Source organism: Psychrobacter sp. ER1 (assembly GCF_048631835.1).
GTDB lineage: Bacteria > Pseudomonadota > Gammaproteobacteria > Pseudomonadales > Moraxellaceae > Psychrobacter.
Window position 1 is genome coordinate 1309209 of sequence record NZ_CP184640.1, and the last position, 15619, is coordinate 1324827.

Consider the following 15619-nt stretch of genomic DNA (forward strand, 5'->3'; position numbering starts at 1 on the left):
AAAAATCCAGTTAAGGTTCATCAATAATTATGCAAGTGTCTCATTTCATTGTAAAGTAAATAAGTTTAGCTCCGGTGTAAGTTCAAGTGAACGGATACGGGCAGCTTGGTCATATATATTGGCCGTCACAATCAGCTCATCTGGCTGATAGGTTGCCAAAAACGCAGCGAGTCTTGGTTTGACCGTGTCGACAGAGCCAATGAATGATACTGACAATGCATTGTCTACCATCATTTTCTCTGCTTGACTCCAGATACTGTCCATATCGTGGGTAGGCTTAGGCATTTGACCTGTTTCGCCACGACGCAGACGTACAAAACTCTGCTGTGCTGAAGTAAAATGATACTCGGCGGTCGCATCATCATCAGCCAGCAATAAGTTTGCAGCTAGCATCACATAAGGCTTATCTAGATAGACAGACGGTTTAAACTGTTCACGGTAAGCCTCAATTGCTTGCCCTAGCATTTGCGGAGCAAAGTGAGAGGCAAACACATAGGGTAGTCCTAAATGTGCAGCCAAGGTCGCACCAAATAGAGAAGAGCCTAATATCCAAATCGGTATGCCTGATTTTGCGCCAGGAAATGCTTGTACAGGACTACCATCTGTATCATTACCTAAGAAATACATCAGCTCTTGCACATCTTGTGGAAAGCGTTCAGCGTCTTTCATTTGTCGACGAAGTGCCTGAAACGTCGCTCCATCAGTACCAGGCGCACGGCCTAGACCTAAGTCTACACGGTCGCCATATAATGCCTGCAAAGTACCAAACTGCTCGGCAATCACGAGAGGGGCATGGTTCGGTAGCATAACGCCGCCCGCACCAATACGGATACGGTCGGTTTGACTACCGATATGCGATAGTAGTACTGAAGTAGCTGCACTGGCGATGCCCGGCATATTGTGATGCTCTGCCATCCAGTAGCGGTTTAAGCCTGACTTTTCTGCTTGCTGCGCGGTTTCGACCGTTTGGGCGATGCCTTCAGCGATGGTTTTGCCTTGAGGTACAGGCGCAAGATCTAAAAAGATAAAGGGATTTTGTTACTCATAAATGTTCCAGTAGTGTGTAAATTATTTTCTACTGATATGCTTATAGACAGTGGTAGTTTCAAGTGCCGCTAGTCACTGTTAATGAATCATAACAAAGTCAGTTAACTATGTTTTTAAGCTCGCTTAACAATTATTAAGGTGTATTTATAAAGGTTGTCGTTTGTCAAAATAAGCGATAAATAAACCATAAGTAAGGTCATAAAAGGATTTAGCAGCATTATACTATGGCATTAAAAAAAGATGGCATTAAAAAAAGCAGGCAACCTAAGTTACCTGCTTCTCTAATTATAAGATTATAATATAATGATAAATTAAATAATCATTATCTTAAGAACCAAATGCAACATTATTTATCTTGGTCGCTAAGTTTGTAAGCTAAGACATAATCACCGATGGTTGTTCCAACTGAACCATGACCACCTGCAACCAATACGACCATTTGCTCACCTTTAGAGTTTAAGTAAGTCATTGGCGTGGCTTGACCACCTGCTGGAATACGGACATTCCATAGCACGTCGCCATTTTTCAAGTCATAAGCTCGGAAGTTGTTTTCTGTCGCCGCTGACAAGAATGCGACGCCGCCTTTAGTGATGATAGGTCCACCGATACCAGGTACGCCCAGTTCCAGTTTGATAGGAATAGGAGACAAGTCTTGTACCGTACCATTTTTGCGTTGATAAGCGATATCACCTGTGGCTAGGTCAGCACCAGCGATCGTGCCCCATGGTGGCTGCTGACAAGGTACGCCTAATGGTGACAAGAAGGGCCCCAATTCTACTGCATAATCTGCACCTTCATTGGCATTGACGCCTTGCTCGCCTTTATTGGTTTCTGCATCGCCCAACGTGTCTCTAGGAATGAGTTTTGAGGTAAATGCCAAGTAAGTCGGCATACCAAACATCACGCCATTCTCAGGATCGACTGCAATACCGCCCCAATTAAAGGTACCAAAGTTACCAGGATAGACCAAGCTACCATTGGTTGATGGCGGGGTATAGCGACCATCATAGTTGAGCTGATTGAACTCAATACGGCACATCATTTGATCGACGAGACTGGCACCCCACATGTCTTTTTCAGTCAGTGGTTCAGGCTCAAAGCTCAAGCCAGAATAAGGCTGAGTTGGCGCTGCGTGCTCTCCCGCTATGAGATAGCCTTGCGGTGCAGGACGTTCTTTAATCGGTACAATAGGCTCACCCGTTGCGCGGTTCAAGACGTATACATCACCTTGTTTGGTTGGTACAACCAGCGCGGGCTGTACACCGTCGGCCGTATCTAGATCAAGTAAGGTCGGTTGAGCAGGTGTATCCATATCCCAAAGGTCATGATGGACAAACTGCTGAACCCAGCGTGCTTCACCAGTTTCGATATCTAGAGCGACAACAGACGTTGCATATTTTTCTTCAGCAGCATTTCGGTAGCTACCTAGCTGATCCGGTGTGCGGTTGCCCATAGGGAAGTACGCTAATCCAAGCTCTTCATCGGCAGTAGCGACTGACCATGAATTTGGTGAGCTGGTCTTGTAAGTTTGAGTTGGATCATTGACATCAAAAGGCGCTGTATTATCAGGATCACCTGAGTCCCAGTTCCAAAGAAGCTCACCGGTATTGACATCATACGCACGGATTACACCAGAAGGCGAGTTGACATCATAGTTGTCATTGACAGCACCAGCTACGATAATGGTATCACCGGCGATGACTGGTGGTGACGTAGAATAATAGTAACCTGCTTGATTGAACGGCATGTTATGCATCAAGTCTAATGCACCATCATCACCAAAGTCTTGGCAGCGTTGCCCAGTATTTGGATCGAGTGCATATAGTTTCGCATCAGAAGTTGGGATAAATATCTTGGCATCACATTGCTTAGATGCGTTTTCAAAGGTATTACCAGCAATTTTTTGTACTTGCACAGGACTGGTTGCTTGACCAGCATAATAAGATACGCCGCGACAGGTTTGGTGCTGACGTTGTAAGTTTTCCTCTACTTGAGGATCAAACTTCCACAGTGTCTCACCAGAGTCGGCATCTAGCGCTAGTACCCAGTTGTGAGGGGTACATAAGTATAAACCGTTGCCAATCTTTAATGGTGTTGCCTGATAAGTGGTCTCACCGACATCGTTAGGACCTTTGACATCACCTGTTTGGATTTGCCATGCTAGCTCTAAATCTTTGACGTTATCAGTATTGATTTTATCTAGAGGTGAGTAGCGCTGACCATAATCAGTACGACCATACGCGCTCCATTCGCCATCTGGCGTTTGCTGACCGTTTGATAATGGGTCACCAAGGTTGGCTGACGCCTCATCTGAGCTGACGTTTTGCTCGTCATCATTTGCAGCAATCAAGTTAAGCTCACCGAGTTTGTCGGTGGCATTGTTGGCTAGACTACCAAAAGAGAGCAGTGCACCTACGACTACGCTTACGAGCAGTCCCCAATAGTACAGAGGACTTTTCTTAACATTGTTTGTGGTTGGTGTGCTATTTGCGGCTATTTGAGTTTTAGGCCCACGCATTTTGTTGGATATCCATGGCAGTAGCATGAGCAAACCAAATATAAGCGGGAAGCCAACTCGAGGTGCTAACGCCCACCAATAGAACCCAGATTCCCAAAGTGCCCAAGCCATGGTCGCTACGATAAATAGCGCATATAACCCGTAAGCACTCCAGTGTTTTTTGAACAATAAAAAAGCTGTCGTTAGTATAATGACGCCAGCAATGAGGTAGTAAGGACTACCGCCTAAGGACAATAAATAAGCGCCGCCAATGAGTAGAGGGGCGGCAAAAATTGCCATAATGATCGCTACGAATTTTTCCATGAGCGGTATCACCTGTTTACAGAAGAGCAAGTTAATATGTATTGATATTTAGTCGCTAATCAATTTCATTCGACCAAATATCAATACAAGTGTGAATAATATATAAAAGAAACATTGAATAACGTTCTAGAATCTATTTTATCATCCACAGCTCAGTCTAGTAAGGGTGAGCAAGTCTGAGATACTTTATTTAACAAATGCTCATTAATTTGCAAATTGCTTTTGGCATAGCTCCATGAACGCGCGACCATACTGACGGATTTCTGCATCATCGCGTACCGCCATCCAACTGGTAAAGCGACCAAAATGATCGACGGGGATGGCCGTCAGGTTTTGATAATGGCTTGGCTCAAATGCCATTTCTGCGATGATACCAATACCTAGGCCTAGACCGACATAGGTGCTAATTACATCGGCATCGAGCGCCGCTAATACGATATCTGGCTCCAGTCCTGCTTCGTCGAACGTCTTGTCAATCGCGCCGCGTCCTGTAAAACCACCGTGATAAGTCACAATCGGATAGCTGGCAAGCGTGGGCAGATCAATAGACTCTTGACTAGCCAGTTCGTGATCACTTGGTACGATAACGCGATGCGTCCAGTCATAGTAACGATAGCATCTAAGATAATTATTATGCAGCAAGGACTCAGTGGCAATACCGATATCGGCTTGACCACGGATGACCATCTGAGCGATGGTCTCAGGATCTGCCTGTTGTAAAATCAAATTTACTTTTGGGAAACGATCTTTGAATTCTTTAACCACTTGCGGCAGTACATAACGCGCTTGCGTATGGGTGGTGGCAATCGTCAACGTACCGATATTAGGATTATTAAAGTCTAAACTTAGGTTTTCAATGGTACGAATTTCAGCAAAGATAGACTCGATATGCGGCATGAGCGCTGTGCCCATAGTGGTCAGTCCCGTCAGGCGTTTGCCTTGACGCACAAACACTTCCGTCTTTAACTGGTTTTCTAGTGCAGCAATATGCTTTGATAAGCTTGATTGACTGGTATGTAGCACGGTCGCCGCTTGGCTTAAGTTATAACCGTTAATCACCGTATGCCATACTGTTTCTAGCTGTTTGAGCTGAATCTGCAAATGCCGTTGGTTGACCACTACGTCGATTGCCATAACTTAATCCTATTGTATAAATATACAAACCTCGTCTGTATATGAAAGTAAAAATGTCTGAACATACAGTAATAAAGTAGTGTAAAACAAAGCTATTATTCTTGTATATAATAAATAGCTATCAATTTATGATAATTATGAATATAGAATTTGTATTTTGCAATGCTAAAAAATTATTCGTTCCGTAAACGCTGTCTAGTCAGTGAAGCCATTTGACCTAACAACTCATAAAGAGCGGTCATTATTAAGCATAAAAAACTAAGCATAAAAAACTAAGCATAAAAAACTAAGCATAAAAAAACAGCTACCTTCTAAAAGATAGCTGTTCATTGATTATAAAGTTATTTATTACTATTAATTAGTGGGTATTGACCAACTTCAAACTTGGTTTATTTAGCAATATCGAAGCGATCTGCATTCATAACCTTGTTCCAAGCGCGGACAAAGTCACGAACAAATTTCTCTAAGTTATCATCTTGCGCGTATAGCTCAGCATAAGCACGTAATATAGAGTTAGAGCCAAATACCAAGTCTACACGGCTTGCTTGCCATTTGACGTTTCCTGTACCACGCTCACGTACTTCGTAGCTATTAGCAGTATTGTCGGCTGCTTTTACAGGATGCCATGTGTAGTTCATGTCTGTTAAATTGACAAAGAAGTCATTGGTAAGCACGCCAGCACGTTCAGTAAAGACGCCATGTTGGCTCTGACCGTGGTTGGTATCAAGCACTCGCATACCACCAAGCAATACGACCATCTCAGGTGCTGTCAATCCCATTAACTGCGTGCGATCAAGTAGCATCTCTTCTGGTGATACCGCGTAGTCGCCCTGAATCCAGTTACGATAGCCATCATGTAGCGGCTCTAAATCAGCGAAAGATTCGGCGTCAGTCATTTCAGCGTCAGCATCACCGCGACCTGGATTAAACGGTACAGTAATATCTACGCCTGCATCGTTTGCTGCTTGTTCAATAGCGGCATTACCGGCCAATACAATAAGGTCTGCTAGGCTAACTTCTTTATCAAAGCCAGATTGAATGCTAGTCAATGTCTCAAGTACACGTTGTAGCTGTTCTGGCTCGTTGCCTGCCCAGTCTTTCTGTGGGGCTAAACGGATACGTGCACCATTGGCACCGCCGCGATAGTCCGAAGCGCGGAAAGTACGAGCGCTGTCCCATGCTGTGATGATTAACTCACGACGACTAAGGTCACTGTCTAATATTTGCGATTTTAGCGTTGCAATATCATCAGCAGTCAAGTTTGCATTACCTGTAGGAATAGGGTCTTGCCATACAAAGTCTTCGCTTGGTACATCGGCACCTAAATAACGAGATTTTGGTCCCAAATCACGGTGAGTCAGTTTGAACCACGCTCTAGCGAATACTTCATCAAAGTACTCTGGGTTGTTATGGAACTTCTCTGAAATCTCACGATAGATAGGGTCTTTGCTCAACGCCATATCTGCATCGGTCATGATTGGGTTACGACGGACACTTGGATCATGAGCATCTAACGGACGATCTTCTTCTTTGATGTCAGTTGGTTCCCACTGCCATGCGCCCGCTGGACTTTTGGTTAGTGCCCATTCATGGTTTAATAGTAACTCGAAATAACCGTGGTCCCACTGGGTAGGATTGGTGGTCCATGCGCCTTCGATACCACTTGAAACGGTATCGCCTGCATTACCACGACCTTTAGGATTGCGCCAGCCTAGACCTTGCTCTTTAATGTCAGCGGCTTCTGGCTCGTCTTCTAGTATCGTCGCATCACCATTACCGTGACATTTACCAACGGTGTGTCCACCAGCGGTTAGAGCGACAGTCTCTTCATCGTTCATTGACATACGAGCAAAGGTAGTACGCATATCTTGAGCAGTTTTTAGTGGGTCAGGGTTACCATCGACACCTTCAGGGTTGACATAAATCAAGCCCATTTGTACTGCTGCTAGTGGGTTTTCTAGTGACGCGCGATCTTCGTCACTATCATAACGGTTTTTGGTAGCGGCTAACCATTCGCGCTCAGAACCCCAATAGATGTCTTTTTCTGGATGCCAGATATCAGCACGACCACCGGCAAATCCTAGGGTTTTGAAGCCCATAGATTCATAAGCCATGTTACCTGCCAAAATCATCAAATCGGCCCATGACAATTTATTGCCGTATTTTTTCTTAATTGGCCACAATAGACGACGGGCTTTATCAAGGTTGACGTTGTCAGGCCAGCTGTTCAATGGTGCAAAGCGTTGGTTACCAGTATTAGAGCCGCCGCGACCATCAGCACCGCGATACGTACCAGCTGAATGCCAAGCCATACGAATCATCAAGCCGCCATAGTGACCCCAATCCGCTGGCCCCCATTCTTGCGACTCAGTCATTAGGTTTTTTAAGTCAGTTTTGACCGCTTCTAGATCTAGCTGTTTAAAAGCTTCAGCATAATCAAAGTCTTCACCCATTGGGTCAGTCTTTTTGTCTTGCTGATGCAATATGTCTAAGTTCAATGCGTTTGGCCACCAATCTGTCGCAGCAGAAGCAGTGGTAGTATGTGCCTAATGCATAACAGGGCAGCCACCCATGCTTGGGCGCTGAGGCTCGTGCGAGTTATCGACGTTTTCGCTATGGATCGTTGGGCCTTGACCATCACCCTGATCATAGGTTGTGTTAGTAGGCGCATTATTATTGCTTTCGTGATCTACAGGACAACGAGCAGCATCTGGGGCAGTGTTTTTGTCGGTGGTGTTATTGGTTGAGTTGGACATGGTATAACTCCTAGGCTATGATAATCGAAAGAACAAACCGTGAATCTCGGTATTCGTTGTTTATGTACAAAGCACAACTAAGCTGAGTGGATTTATAAAACTAATATATAAGAATTATAAGTTTTAAATTACCAATCATAAAATACTTGATGTTTTGTTTATCTCAATCATTATTAACGCCCTTGCTTATCATCGCCAGTTAAGAGTAAACCAATAGAGTGCACCTAACCAATCAAGCCTGCGTCAGTTTTACTACTACCTTTATATTACCTATAAATAATGTCATTGTCAGACATCCTTCAAAATAGAAATTAGCAATAAAAAAGAGAGCTAAGATAACCTTGGTAAAACACTGCGGTTTTTTGCGTTACTATTAAGAAATATAAGCGATTGTACATGGCCTGCAATCGCTAAGTTAATGCAAAAACATCTAGTCAAGATAAAGGTTCTCAAGTACCATAACTGGATTTTGTTGTAATCATAATATTGGTGCAACGTAGAGCAATTTTTATCGATCCTTTTGTCGATAACTGATTCTAAAGATTGATAAAAATTGTGCGCGGTTGTGTTCTTTGTCTGAATTGTTGGTGAGTTATTATGTCTGCTGTCAAATCTGTACCGCCCAATCAACCAATTGCCAAAAAGTCATGGGGCGAGGCTACAAAAGCTTATCTCGATCCTCGTGTCATTATTATGCTGTTTTTGGGGTTTTCAGCGGGTATACCTATTCTGCTGATTTTCTCAAGTCTGTCGCTATGGCTGAGAGAAGCAGGCATTGATCGTAGTGTCGTCACTATGTTCAGCTGGGCGGCACTGGGGTATTCGTTCAAGTTTATTTGGGCGCCATTGATTGATGCGCTCCCTGTACCGTTTTTGACCAAGTGGCTAGGGCGTCGTCGTAGTTGGATGGTGGTATCACAGCTGCTTATCGTGCTGGCAATCTTTTTGATGGCAAGGGTAAATCCTGTTAGCGAAGATGTCTTGGTTTATATGGCAGGCGCGGCCGTGCTGCTTGGGTTCTCTTCTGCGACGCAAGATATCGTGATTGATGCGTACCGTATTGAGCTTGCGCCGCCGTCTATGCAGTCTATCTTGTCCTCTATCTATGTGTCAGGCTACCGTATCGGTATGATTGTCGCAGGGGCAGGCGCGTTATATTTGGCTGATTATTTCGGCTCAAATGAGGCGTTTTATAGTTATGAAGCATGGCGCAATACCTATTACATCATGGCAGGAGTCATGACGTTAGGGGTATTAACGACGTTTGCTAGTTATGAGCCAACCGCTGAGACCCTGCAAAGTAAAAAGCAGAAGGGTAACTTAAAAGTATTCCTAATTTATTCGGCGTTACTGCTTATCCCAGGTCTGCTGTTTGGTGTTATTTACCTGATTAATATTTTGATCAATACAGTATTTGATAGCACAGTGGCCTTGATACCACTAATGGTAATGCCAGCGATTAAATTTTACTTTTTAGCATTGGTCGCGTGCGCGCCATTGTTATTACTTTACTTTATTATTAATCAACCAAAAATCATTAACAAAGCCCCGTTGGTCGCTGAAACTCGTGAAGACTACGTCAGACTGGTAGCGTTGTTTGTATTTTCAGTGATTGCCTTTATCGCTGCTTATATATTGATGGGACAAGTCTTACCAGAGTTCGAAGGCGCGTTTTCTAGTTTCTTTGTAGAAACCTTGCACTTGTTAGTAAGCCTAGGCGCGGCAATGGCAGCAGGTTATGCACTAGTACAAGTAGGACTGGTGAAAAAGAAGTGGCCATGGCAACATGGATCGAGCCTGTCTTAGATTTTTTCCGACGTTATGGCAAAAAAGCCCTGCTACTCTTAGCCTTGATTGGTCTATACCGTATCTCAGATATCGTCGCAGGCGTGATCTCCAACGTCTTTTATCAAGATATGGGCTTTAGCAAAACAGATATCGCCAATGCCGTAAAACTGGTCGGTGTGATTATGGCAATTGCAGGTGGCTTCTTGGGCGGGATTTTGGCTCAGCGTTTCCGTATCATGCATGCCATGATGATAGGCGCGATTTTAGCGTGTGCGACCAACCTGTTGTTTGTGGTATTGACATATAACCCAGGTAGCCTGCCAATCATGTATATGGCAGTGATATTTGATAACTTGGCTGCGGGCCTTGCAAGCGCTGTATTTATCGCTTTCTTATCAGCACTGACATCGATTCGCTTTACCGCGGTACAGTATGCGATTTTTTCCTCATTGATGACCCTGATACCAAAAGTAATGGGTGGTTATTCTGGTGCTATCGTCGATAATATGGGTTATCCGTTTTTCTTTATCTTTACCTTTGCTATTGGTATTCCAATTTTGGCACTGATTTACTTTGTTGATAGACATATTGTCATTGGTGATAACGATGATATTTATGGCGATGATAATAATGATGGCAGCGGTGGTAACGGGATAGGTGACAAGCTGAGCAAAACCAATCATAACCAATCATAACCTGACCGATACCAAAGAGCCACCACGCGCATCAGAGTAGGCTCAGCAGCATTTTACCTTTATCCATCCACTGTTTTTTAAGAGCTATCTATGACCGTATCAACCATTCGTCAAATCAAGCAGCAGATTCAACAACTGACGAATGGTGAGTCAAATAATCGGCTACCGTCATTTTGGCTAACGGATTGGTTGTTGTGTGTCATTGATAAGCCTGCGATAGCGTTGATGACTGATGAAGATTATCAGCTAACTGATAGTGAGGTCGCACGGTTCAATGACGGCGTGGTAAAAATGCAGCAAGGCATACCGCTTGCGTACCTGACTGGGCAGCAGGAGTTTTGGTCGCTTAACTTTAGGGTAAACGAGCATACCTTGATTCCTAGACCCGATACCGAGGTATTGGTTGAGCAAGTATTGAACTGGATAAACGCTCATTCAGCGCAACTTTGTAACAAACGATTGCTAGATTTGGGAACAGGGTCAGGTTGTATCGCTATTAGTCTTGCTCATGAACTCAAGCAAGCTAATTGGCAGGTCGTGGCAGTTGATTTATCGTCAGAGGCGCTTAAAGTTGCTCAGCATAACGCCGTGAGCAATAGCGTTGCCAATGTTGAGTTTGTCCAAAGCAGTTGGTATCAAACGTTACCTACTAACGATGAGCGGCAGTTTGATATCATCGTCTCTAACCCTCCTTATATTGACGAGACAGACGAGCATTTGGCAGGACTAACAGCTGAACCGATCAGTGCGCTCAGTGCACCCAATCAGGGTTTGGCTGATATCGAGCATATCGTCCAGCAAGCAACAAAGTATTTACGTACAGGTGGGCTATTAACTATCGAGCATGGATATGATCAAGGTGATGCTGTTCGCAAGTTGTTTTTGGATAATGGTTTTGAGTCAGTACATACCGTAAAAGATTACGGTGGTAATGATCGCGTCACGCTAGGGCAAGTCCAGTAGATGGTTTTTTGATAGTAGATTTCTTTGGTTATAGGTTGTAGATGAATATGGTAGAAGAGATGGTACAGCTATCAGATGACGAGCTGCTCCGTTATGCTCGGCAAGTATTATTAGATGGTTGGGATATGGACGCTCAGCTGCGATTAAAGACAGCACGTGTGGTCATAATAGGGGCAGGCGGCCTTGGTTGTCCTGCGTCTGAGACACTGGTACGGGCTGGGGTGGGTCATGTCCATCTGATTGATGATGACGAGATTGAAGCGAGTAACTTACAACGGCAAACGCTGTTTTTGCCAGAAGATATTGGTAAGTCTAAAGCACTGACCGCAGCGCATATGTTAGCGCGCATCAATCCTTTGATAAAGACTCGCGGCACAGTCGCACGATTAGATGAAGATAACGCTTATGAATTGCTCGATATGGCAGCAGGCAAGCCTGACTTACTCTTAGACTGTACGGATAATTTTGCCACGCGTGACATCATCAATCGTATTAGTGTACGCTACCAGATTCCCCTGTTATCTGCCTCAGCGATTGCGATGCAAGGGCAGTTAGCACTGTTCGAACCTCAGCTCGACACTGGTTGCTATCATTGCGTGTTTGGATCAGTAGTGCTCGACGAAGCCGCTGACGAACGTACGTGTGCCAATTCAGGAGTGCTGGCTAGTACCACTGCTGTTATGGGTAACCTACAAGCCAATGCTGCACTGCAATATCTAGGATTAACCAAAAATCCGCTGACAAACAAGCTGCTCATATGGGATGGTAGTCAGATGCAGCAGCGGCTGATGGGCTATCGAAAAGACCCGCAGTGTCCTGTCTGTAGTAGTCCTATAGTCAACTCACTATAAATTGGATACGGTGTCAGGCTTGCTTATTCTACGACTTGTAGTACTTTCACTCGCCTTCCTTGTATCCAAATTATATTGAACCTACTATAACTGAGTAATCTGATTTTAACGCATTTTTATATTGTATTGCCTATCTTCAAACATTCTTCTTATTACCATAGTTGTTTTTTATGAAAATTCATCGTCCGCATTTATTAAAACATACTTTTAATGTCGTTAATCGTGTTCGCCAAACAGCGAGCGTGGCAGGTCTGTCTGCGCTAAGAGTGGCAAAAGGTGAGAAACCTGACGCGATGCTACTCAAAGAAACTTTTGAGCAGTTAGGCACGACTTATATCAAAATCGGTCAATTTATCGCCAGTACACCGTCATTGTTTCCACGTGATTATGTCAAGGCTTTCCAGAGTTGCTTGGATCAAACCACGCCATTGTCTTATGCTTATATCGAGCAAGTGCTAAAAGAAGAGCTGGCGACTGATGACATGACCCTTGATGATACGTTTGCGCATATTGACTCAGAGCCATTGGCATCAGCTTCTATCGCTCAAGTGCATGCAGCACGGTTGCACAATGGTGATGAAGTAGTGCTAAAGGTACAAAAGCCTGGCGTCGAGACCATCATGCAGACCGATTTGGGTGTATTACATGGCGTAACTAAGCTACTTGAAATATTGATGCCATCGATGAAATTTGCGAGTATTGCACCGATTATTGATGAGATTCGCCTGCGTATGCTTGCCGAGACTGACTTTATCGCCGAAGCACAGAACATCCGCGATTTTCAGCAGTTCTTAGCGGTATCAGGCAATACTCGTGTCGTTGCACCAACCGTCTATGAGGATCTGACCACCAAGCGTGTACTGACGATGAGCCGTCTATATGGCGTCTCTATGGTCGATGAGTCGCTCATGCGCCAATACTGTGCTGATCCTGCACAAGTCATGGCAGACACTTTAAATACATGGTTTGCCAGTCTCATGTTATGCAATAGTTTCCATGCGGATTTACACGCTGGTAATTTGATGCTATTGACTGATGGTCGTATTGGATTTTTGGATTTTGGTATTGTCGGTAAACTCAAAGCTGAGAGCTGGCGTGCGTGCATGGGCATGATGCAAGCCATGCAAGACAGCGACTATCAAGCCATGGCTCGCCATATGATTGATATGGAAATGACACATGGTGGCAATAAAGTCGATGTGGCTGCATTGGGGAATGATTTGCAGCGTATGATGACAACCATCATGGCAGAAGATAAGACCTTTACGAGCGGTGTACCTTTCAATAGTAAAGAGCAAGCCGATGAGCTTAATAAAATGATGCTGGAGATTGTCGAAGTTGGCAAACGTCATGGTATCCATTTCCCACGCGACTTTGCTCTATTGACCAAACAGATGTTGTATTTTGATCGGTTTATGCGTACGCTAGCTCCAGATATGGATATGTTTAGCGATCAGCGGGTACAAATGCTAGGGCAGGATACAGTAGAGACGACAACGTTAGACGTATCATAGTTTTCGCTAATAACTTTATGCTGGCCTAATATATCTAATAACCTCTCTATTTCTGCGTTTATTTATTACTGCTTTTGACTGTCTAACACAAAGGATTGTGTGCTAATTGCCGCAAAAATGGCTCTGTCATGATGACTGCTTTTAGAAGCCGTATGGTCCCGACAATTACCAACGAAGCTGCCATTGCCTGTATCGGTATGTACTGCATGGCAGTCGTCATGGGTTATGGCCGCTTTCTTTTTACCGCCACCTTACCTGATATTATGGTGCAATTGTCGCTATCAACGACGATTGCAGGCTGGCTGGCATCAATCAATTATATTGGTTACTTTATTGGCGCTCTTATCGCTATGTTTGTACCTCAGCGCTCGACATGGCAGGCGATGACGCTGTGGGCGATTATCAGTGTTGTCACCACGATGTTACTCGTCATACCAAATATGTCGCTCACGCTATGGTATATCATTCGCTTAATTGCAGGTATTGCAAGTGGCGTGGCGATGATTCTAAGCTCATCTTTTGTTATTCAAAATCTTAGCCCTGAGCGCCGTTCTGTATTGTCAGCAGTCCACTATGCAGGTATTGGTGTCGGCATCAGCGCTTCTGCCATCGTGACATGGTGGCTATTAAAACTAGGCTATCACTTCGATGTAATTTGGCTAGTCGCAGGTGTCACCAGTTTGCCACTTGTATGGCTACTTTATGCGATAAAGCCAAGAACAATACAGAGTCTGGACTCGCAACAGATTGATGCCAAACAACACGTGTCAGTGCACCAAACCTATTTAAACTTTAAACGCTCCTTATACGAAGCAATTTCTGGACATCATAAAGCGCTTGCTTTACTTTTTGTCAGCTACGTACTGGCAGGGTTTGGTTATATTAGCTCGGCAACTTTTTTGCCCGTTATGGCAGCACAACGTCTAACAACACAGACGTATGCTGGACTCATGGTTTGGTTGGTCGTTGGTATTTTTGCGATGTTGTCAAACCCCTATGGGGCGCGCTTGCCAAACGTATCGGTGAGATAAAAACCTTAATGGGGCTGACGGTATTGCAAGCATTTGGCATGTGCTTGCCGATATGGTTTGATGGGGCGCTTGGATTATATGGCAATGCTGCGATTTTAGGATTGACCTTCGTCGGTATGGTATCAATGACACTAACGCTGTTTAAAAATATCAATCCGGCCTATTCTAATTTACTGATTGCCCTAGCGACGTTGGCTTATGCATTGGGGCAGTTTTTGGGACCTTTGGTGACAGTGGCACTGGCAGGGAAGGATGGTAATTTCAACGCAGGGTTGCTTGTCGCTGCTATCGGATTAATGATCGGATTTGTACTATTGGTATGGTTTCGTCGACAGTCGCCAAAGACAGCTAAGCTCGTCTAAACCACGCTACGGCTAAATACTTCTCGTAATTCAAAACTGGTATGAACTTGGGCCACGCCTTCGATACGATTGAGGCGATGCAATAAAAACTCTTCGTAATGTGTCATATCACGTACCCTGACCTTAATCAGATAGTCTTCCGTGCGTCCTGTGACAATACTACAGCTAATAACTTCCTCAAAGCTCTGAACTTTGCGTTCAAACTGCTCAAAACGTTCTGCTGTATGTTGATCCATACTAATAGCGATAAACACGGCTAGCGGATAGCCAAGTTTTTGCGCATCGGTTTTGGTGTGGTAGCCAGTGATAATGTTCGCATCCTCTAAGCGTTTGATACGACGTGCGCAAGGGGTGGCAGACAGGTGGACGCGTTCAGCAAGTTCAGTAATACTCATGCGCGCCTGCGTTTGCAGTAAGCGTAGCAACTGTTTATCTATCTCGTCTATATCTGCAGTTCCTGTACTATCAATATAATTGTCTGGCATTTCTCAAGCCTTAATAGTGAATTAATTCGATTATAATGTCTAAATTGTGTTTTTCCACTAAAATAACAGAAAATAAAGTAAAAGAAAGCAGGTTTCTCTCTGTGAAACTTTGATATTATTATGGTATGAACACTAGTTATCTCGTATGATAAATACTGATCTAATCAACAGC

13 protein-coding genes are annotated in these 15619 nt (G+C 44.2%); 7 read left to right on the forward strand and 6 right to left on the reverse strand.

The window, feature by feature from the left end; all coding sequences use genetic code 11:
* Positions 1–45: 45 nt before the first annotated feature.
* From ACOBWA_RS05975 to ACOBWA_RS05995, 5 genes are all read right to left on the reverse strand, one after another.
* Entirely contained in the window at positions 46–1026 is a 981-nt protein-coding gene (locus ACOBWA_RS05975) for an LLM class flavin-dependent oxidoreductase (protein ID WP_420230730.1), read from the reverse strand.
* Positions 1027–1393: 367 nt separating this feature from the next.
* On the reverse strand, positions 1394–3868 hold the full coding sequence (locus tag ACOBWA_RS05980) for a glucose/quinate/shikimate family membrane-bound PQQ-dependent dehydrogenase (RefSeq protein ID WP_420230490.1): 2475 nt from the start codon (positions 3866–3868) through the stop codon (positions 1394–1396).
* Between the two features lie 204 nt (positions 3869–4072).
* Positions 4073–5002: a LysR substrate-binding domain-containing protein gene (locus ACOBWA_RS05985; RefSeq protein WP_057759664.1), complete on the reverse strand. Its 930-nt coding sequence runs from the start codon at positions 5000–5002 to the stop codon at positions 4073–4075.
* Between the two features lie 389 nt (positions 5003–5391).
* A complete protein-coding gene (gene katG, locus ACOBWA_RS05990; protein ID WP_420230491.1) occupies positions 5392–7500 on the reverse strand; it encodes a catalase/peroxidase HPI in 2109 nt (702 codons plus the stop codon).
* 48 nt (positions 7501–7548) lie between these two features.
* A complete protein-coding gene (locus ACOBWA_RS05995; protein WP_420230492.1) occupies positions 7549–7758 on the reverse strand; it encodes a hypothetical protein in 210 nt (69 codons plus the stop codon).
* 597 nt (positions 7759–8355) lie between these two features.
* On the opposite strand from ACOBWA_RS05995, the gene ACOBWA_RS06000 reads away from it, so the two are divergent.
* From ACOBWA_RS06000 to ACOBWA_RS06030, 7 genes are all read left to right on the forward strand, one after another.
* A complete protein-coding gene (locus ACOBWA_RS06000) occupies positions 8356–9564 on the forward strand; it encodes an MFS transporter (protein WP_420230493.1) in 1209 nt (402 codons plus the stop codon).
* The gene (locus tag ACOBWA_RS06005) at positions 9537–10241 is read left to right on the forward strand and encodes an MFS transporter (protein ID WP_420230494.1); all 705 of its coding nucleotides are present in this window, start codon (positions 9537–9539) and stop codon (positions 10239–10241) included. The genes ACOBWA_RS06000 and ACOBWA_RS06005 overlap by 28 nt, the downstream gene beginning before the upstream one ends.
* 90 nt (positions 10242–10331) lie before the next feature.
* Positions 10332–11204: a peptide chain release factor N(5)-glutamine methyltransferase gene (prmC, locus tag ACOBWA_RS06010; RefSeq protein WP_420230495.1), complete on the forward strand. Its 873-nt coding sequence runs from the start codon at positions 10332–10334 to the stop codon at positions 11202–11204.
* Positions 11205–11251: 47 nt separating this feature from the next.
* Positions 11252–12055 (forward strand): HesA/MoeB/ThiF family protein, encoded by an 804-nt coding sequence (locus tag ACOBWA_RS06015; protein WP_413775345.1) that lies wholly within the window; start codon positions 11252–11254, stop codon positions 12053–12055.
* Between the two features lie 170 nt (positions 12056–12225).
* Positions 12226–13569 (forward strand): ABC1 kinase family protein, encoded by a 1344-nt coding sequence (locus ACOBWA_RS06020; protein WP_420230496.1) that lies wholly within the window; start codon positions 12226–12228, stop codon positions 13567–13569.
* A 152-nt stretch (positions 13570–13721) separates the two neighbouring features.
* The gene (locus ACOBWA_RS06025) at positions 13722–14600 is read left to right on the forward strand and encodes a YbfB/YjiJ family MFS transporter (protein ID WP_420230497.1); all 879 of its coding nucleotides are present in this window, start codon (positions 13722–13724) and stop codon (positions 14598–14600) included.
* On the forward strand, positions 14525–14962 hold the full coding sequence (locus ACOBWA_RS06030) for a YbfB/YjiJ family MFS transporter (RefSeq protein WP_420230498.1): 438 nt from the start codon (positions 14525–14527) through the stop codon (positions 14960–14962). The genes ACOBWA_RS06025 and ACOBWA_RS06030 overlap by 76 nt, the downstream gene beginning before the upstream one ends.
* Here ACOBWA_RS06030 and ACOBWA_RS06035 read toward each other — a convergent pair.
* Positions 14959–15447 (reverse strand): Lrp/AsnC family transcriptional regulator, encoded by a 489-nt coding sequence (locus ACOBWA_RS06035; protein WP_160021917.1) that lies wholly within the window; start codon positions 15445–15447, stop codon positions 14959–14961. The genes ACOBWA_RS06030 and ACOBWA_RS06035 overlap by 4 nt on opposite strands.
* Positions 15448–15619 lie beyond the last annotated feature (172 nt).

Bases quoted from the DNA above. Each gene is read 5' to 3' on its own strand.
- ACOBWA_RS05980 (WP_420230490.1), bottom strand. From the start codon at position 3,868: ATGGAAAAATTCGTAGCGATCATTATGGCAATTTTTGCCGCCCCTCTA.
- ACOBWA_RS05985 (WP_057759664.1), bottom strand. From the start codon at position 5,002: ATGGCAATCGACGTAGTGGTCAACCAACGGCATTTGCAGATTCAGCTC.
- ACOBWA_RS05995 (WP_420230492.1), bottom strand. From the start codon at position 7,758: ATGTCCAACTCAACCAATAACACCACCGACAAAAACACTGCCCCAGAT.
- ACOBWA_RS06000 (WP_420230493.1), top strand. From the start codon at position 8,356: ATGTCTGCTGTCAAATCTGTACCGCCCAATCAACCAATTGCCAAAAAG.
- ACOBWA_RS06005 (WP_420230494.1), top strand. From the start codon at position 9,537: ATGGCAACATGGATCGAGCCTGTCTTAGATTTTTTCCGACGTTATGGC.
- prmC (WP_420230495.1), top strand. From the start codon at position 10,332: ATGACCGTATCAACCATTCGTCAAATCAAGCAGCAGATTCAACAACTG.
- ACOBWA_RS06015 (WP_413775345.1), top strand. From the start codon at position 11,252: ATGGTAGAAGAGATGGTACAGCTATCAGATGACGAGCTGCTCCGTTAT.
- ACOBWA_RS06020 (WP_420230496.1), top strand. From the start codon at position 12,226: ATGAAAATTCATCGTCCGCATTTATTAAAACATACTTTTAATGTCGTT.
- ACOBWA_RS06025 (WP_420230497.1), top strand. From the start codon at position 13,722: ATGGTCCCGACAATTACCAACGAAGCTGCCATTGCCTGTATCGGTATG.
- ACOBWA_RS06035 (WP_160021917.1), bottom strand. From the start codon at position 15,447: ATGCCAGACAATTATATTGATAGTACAGGAACTGCAGATATAGACGAG.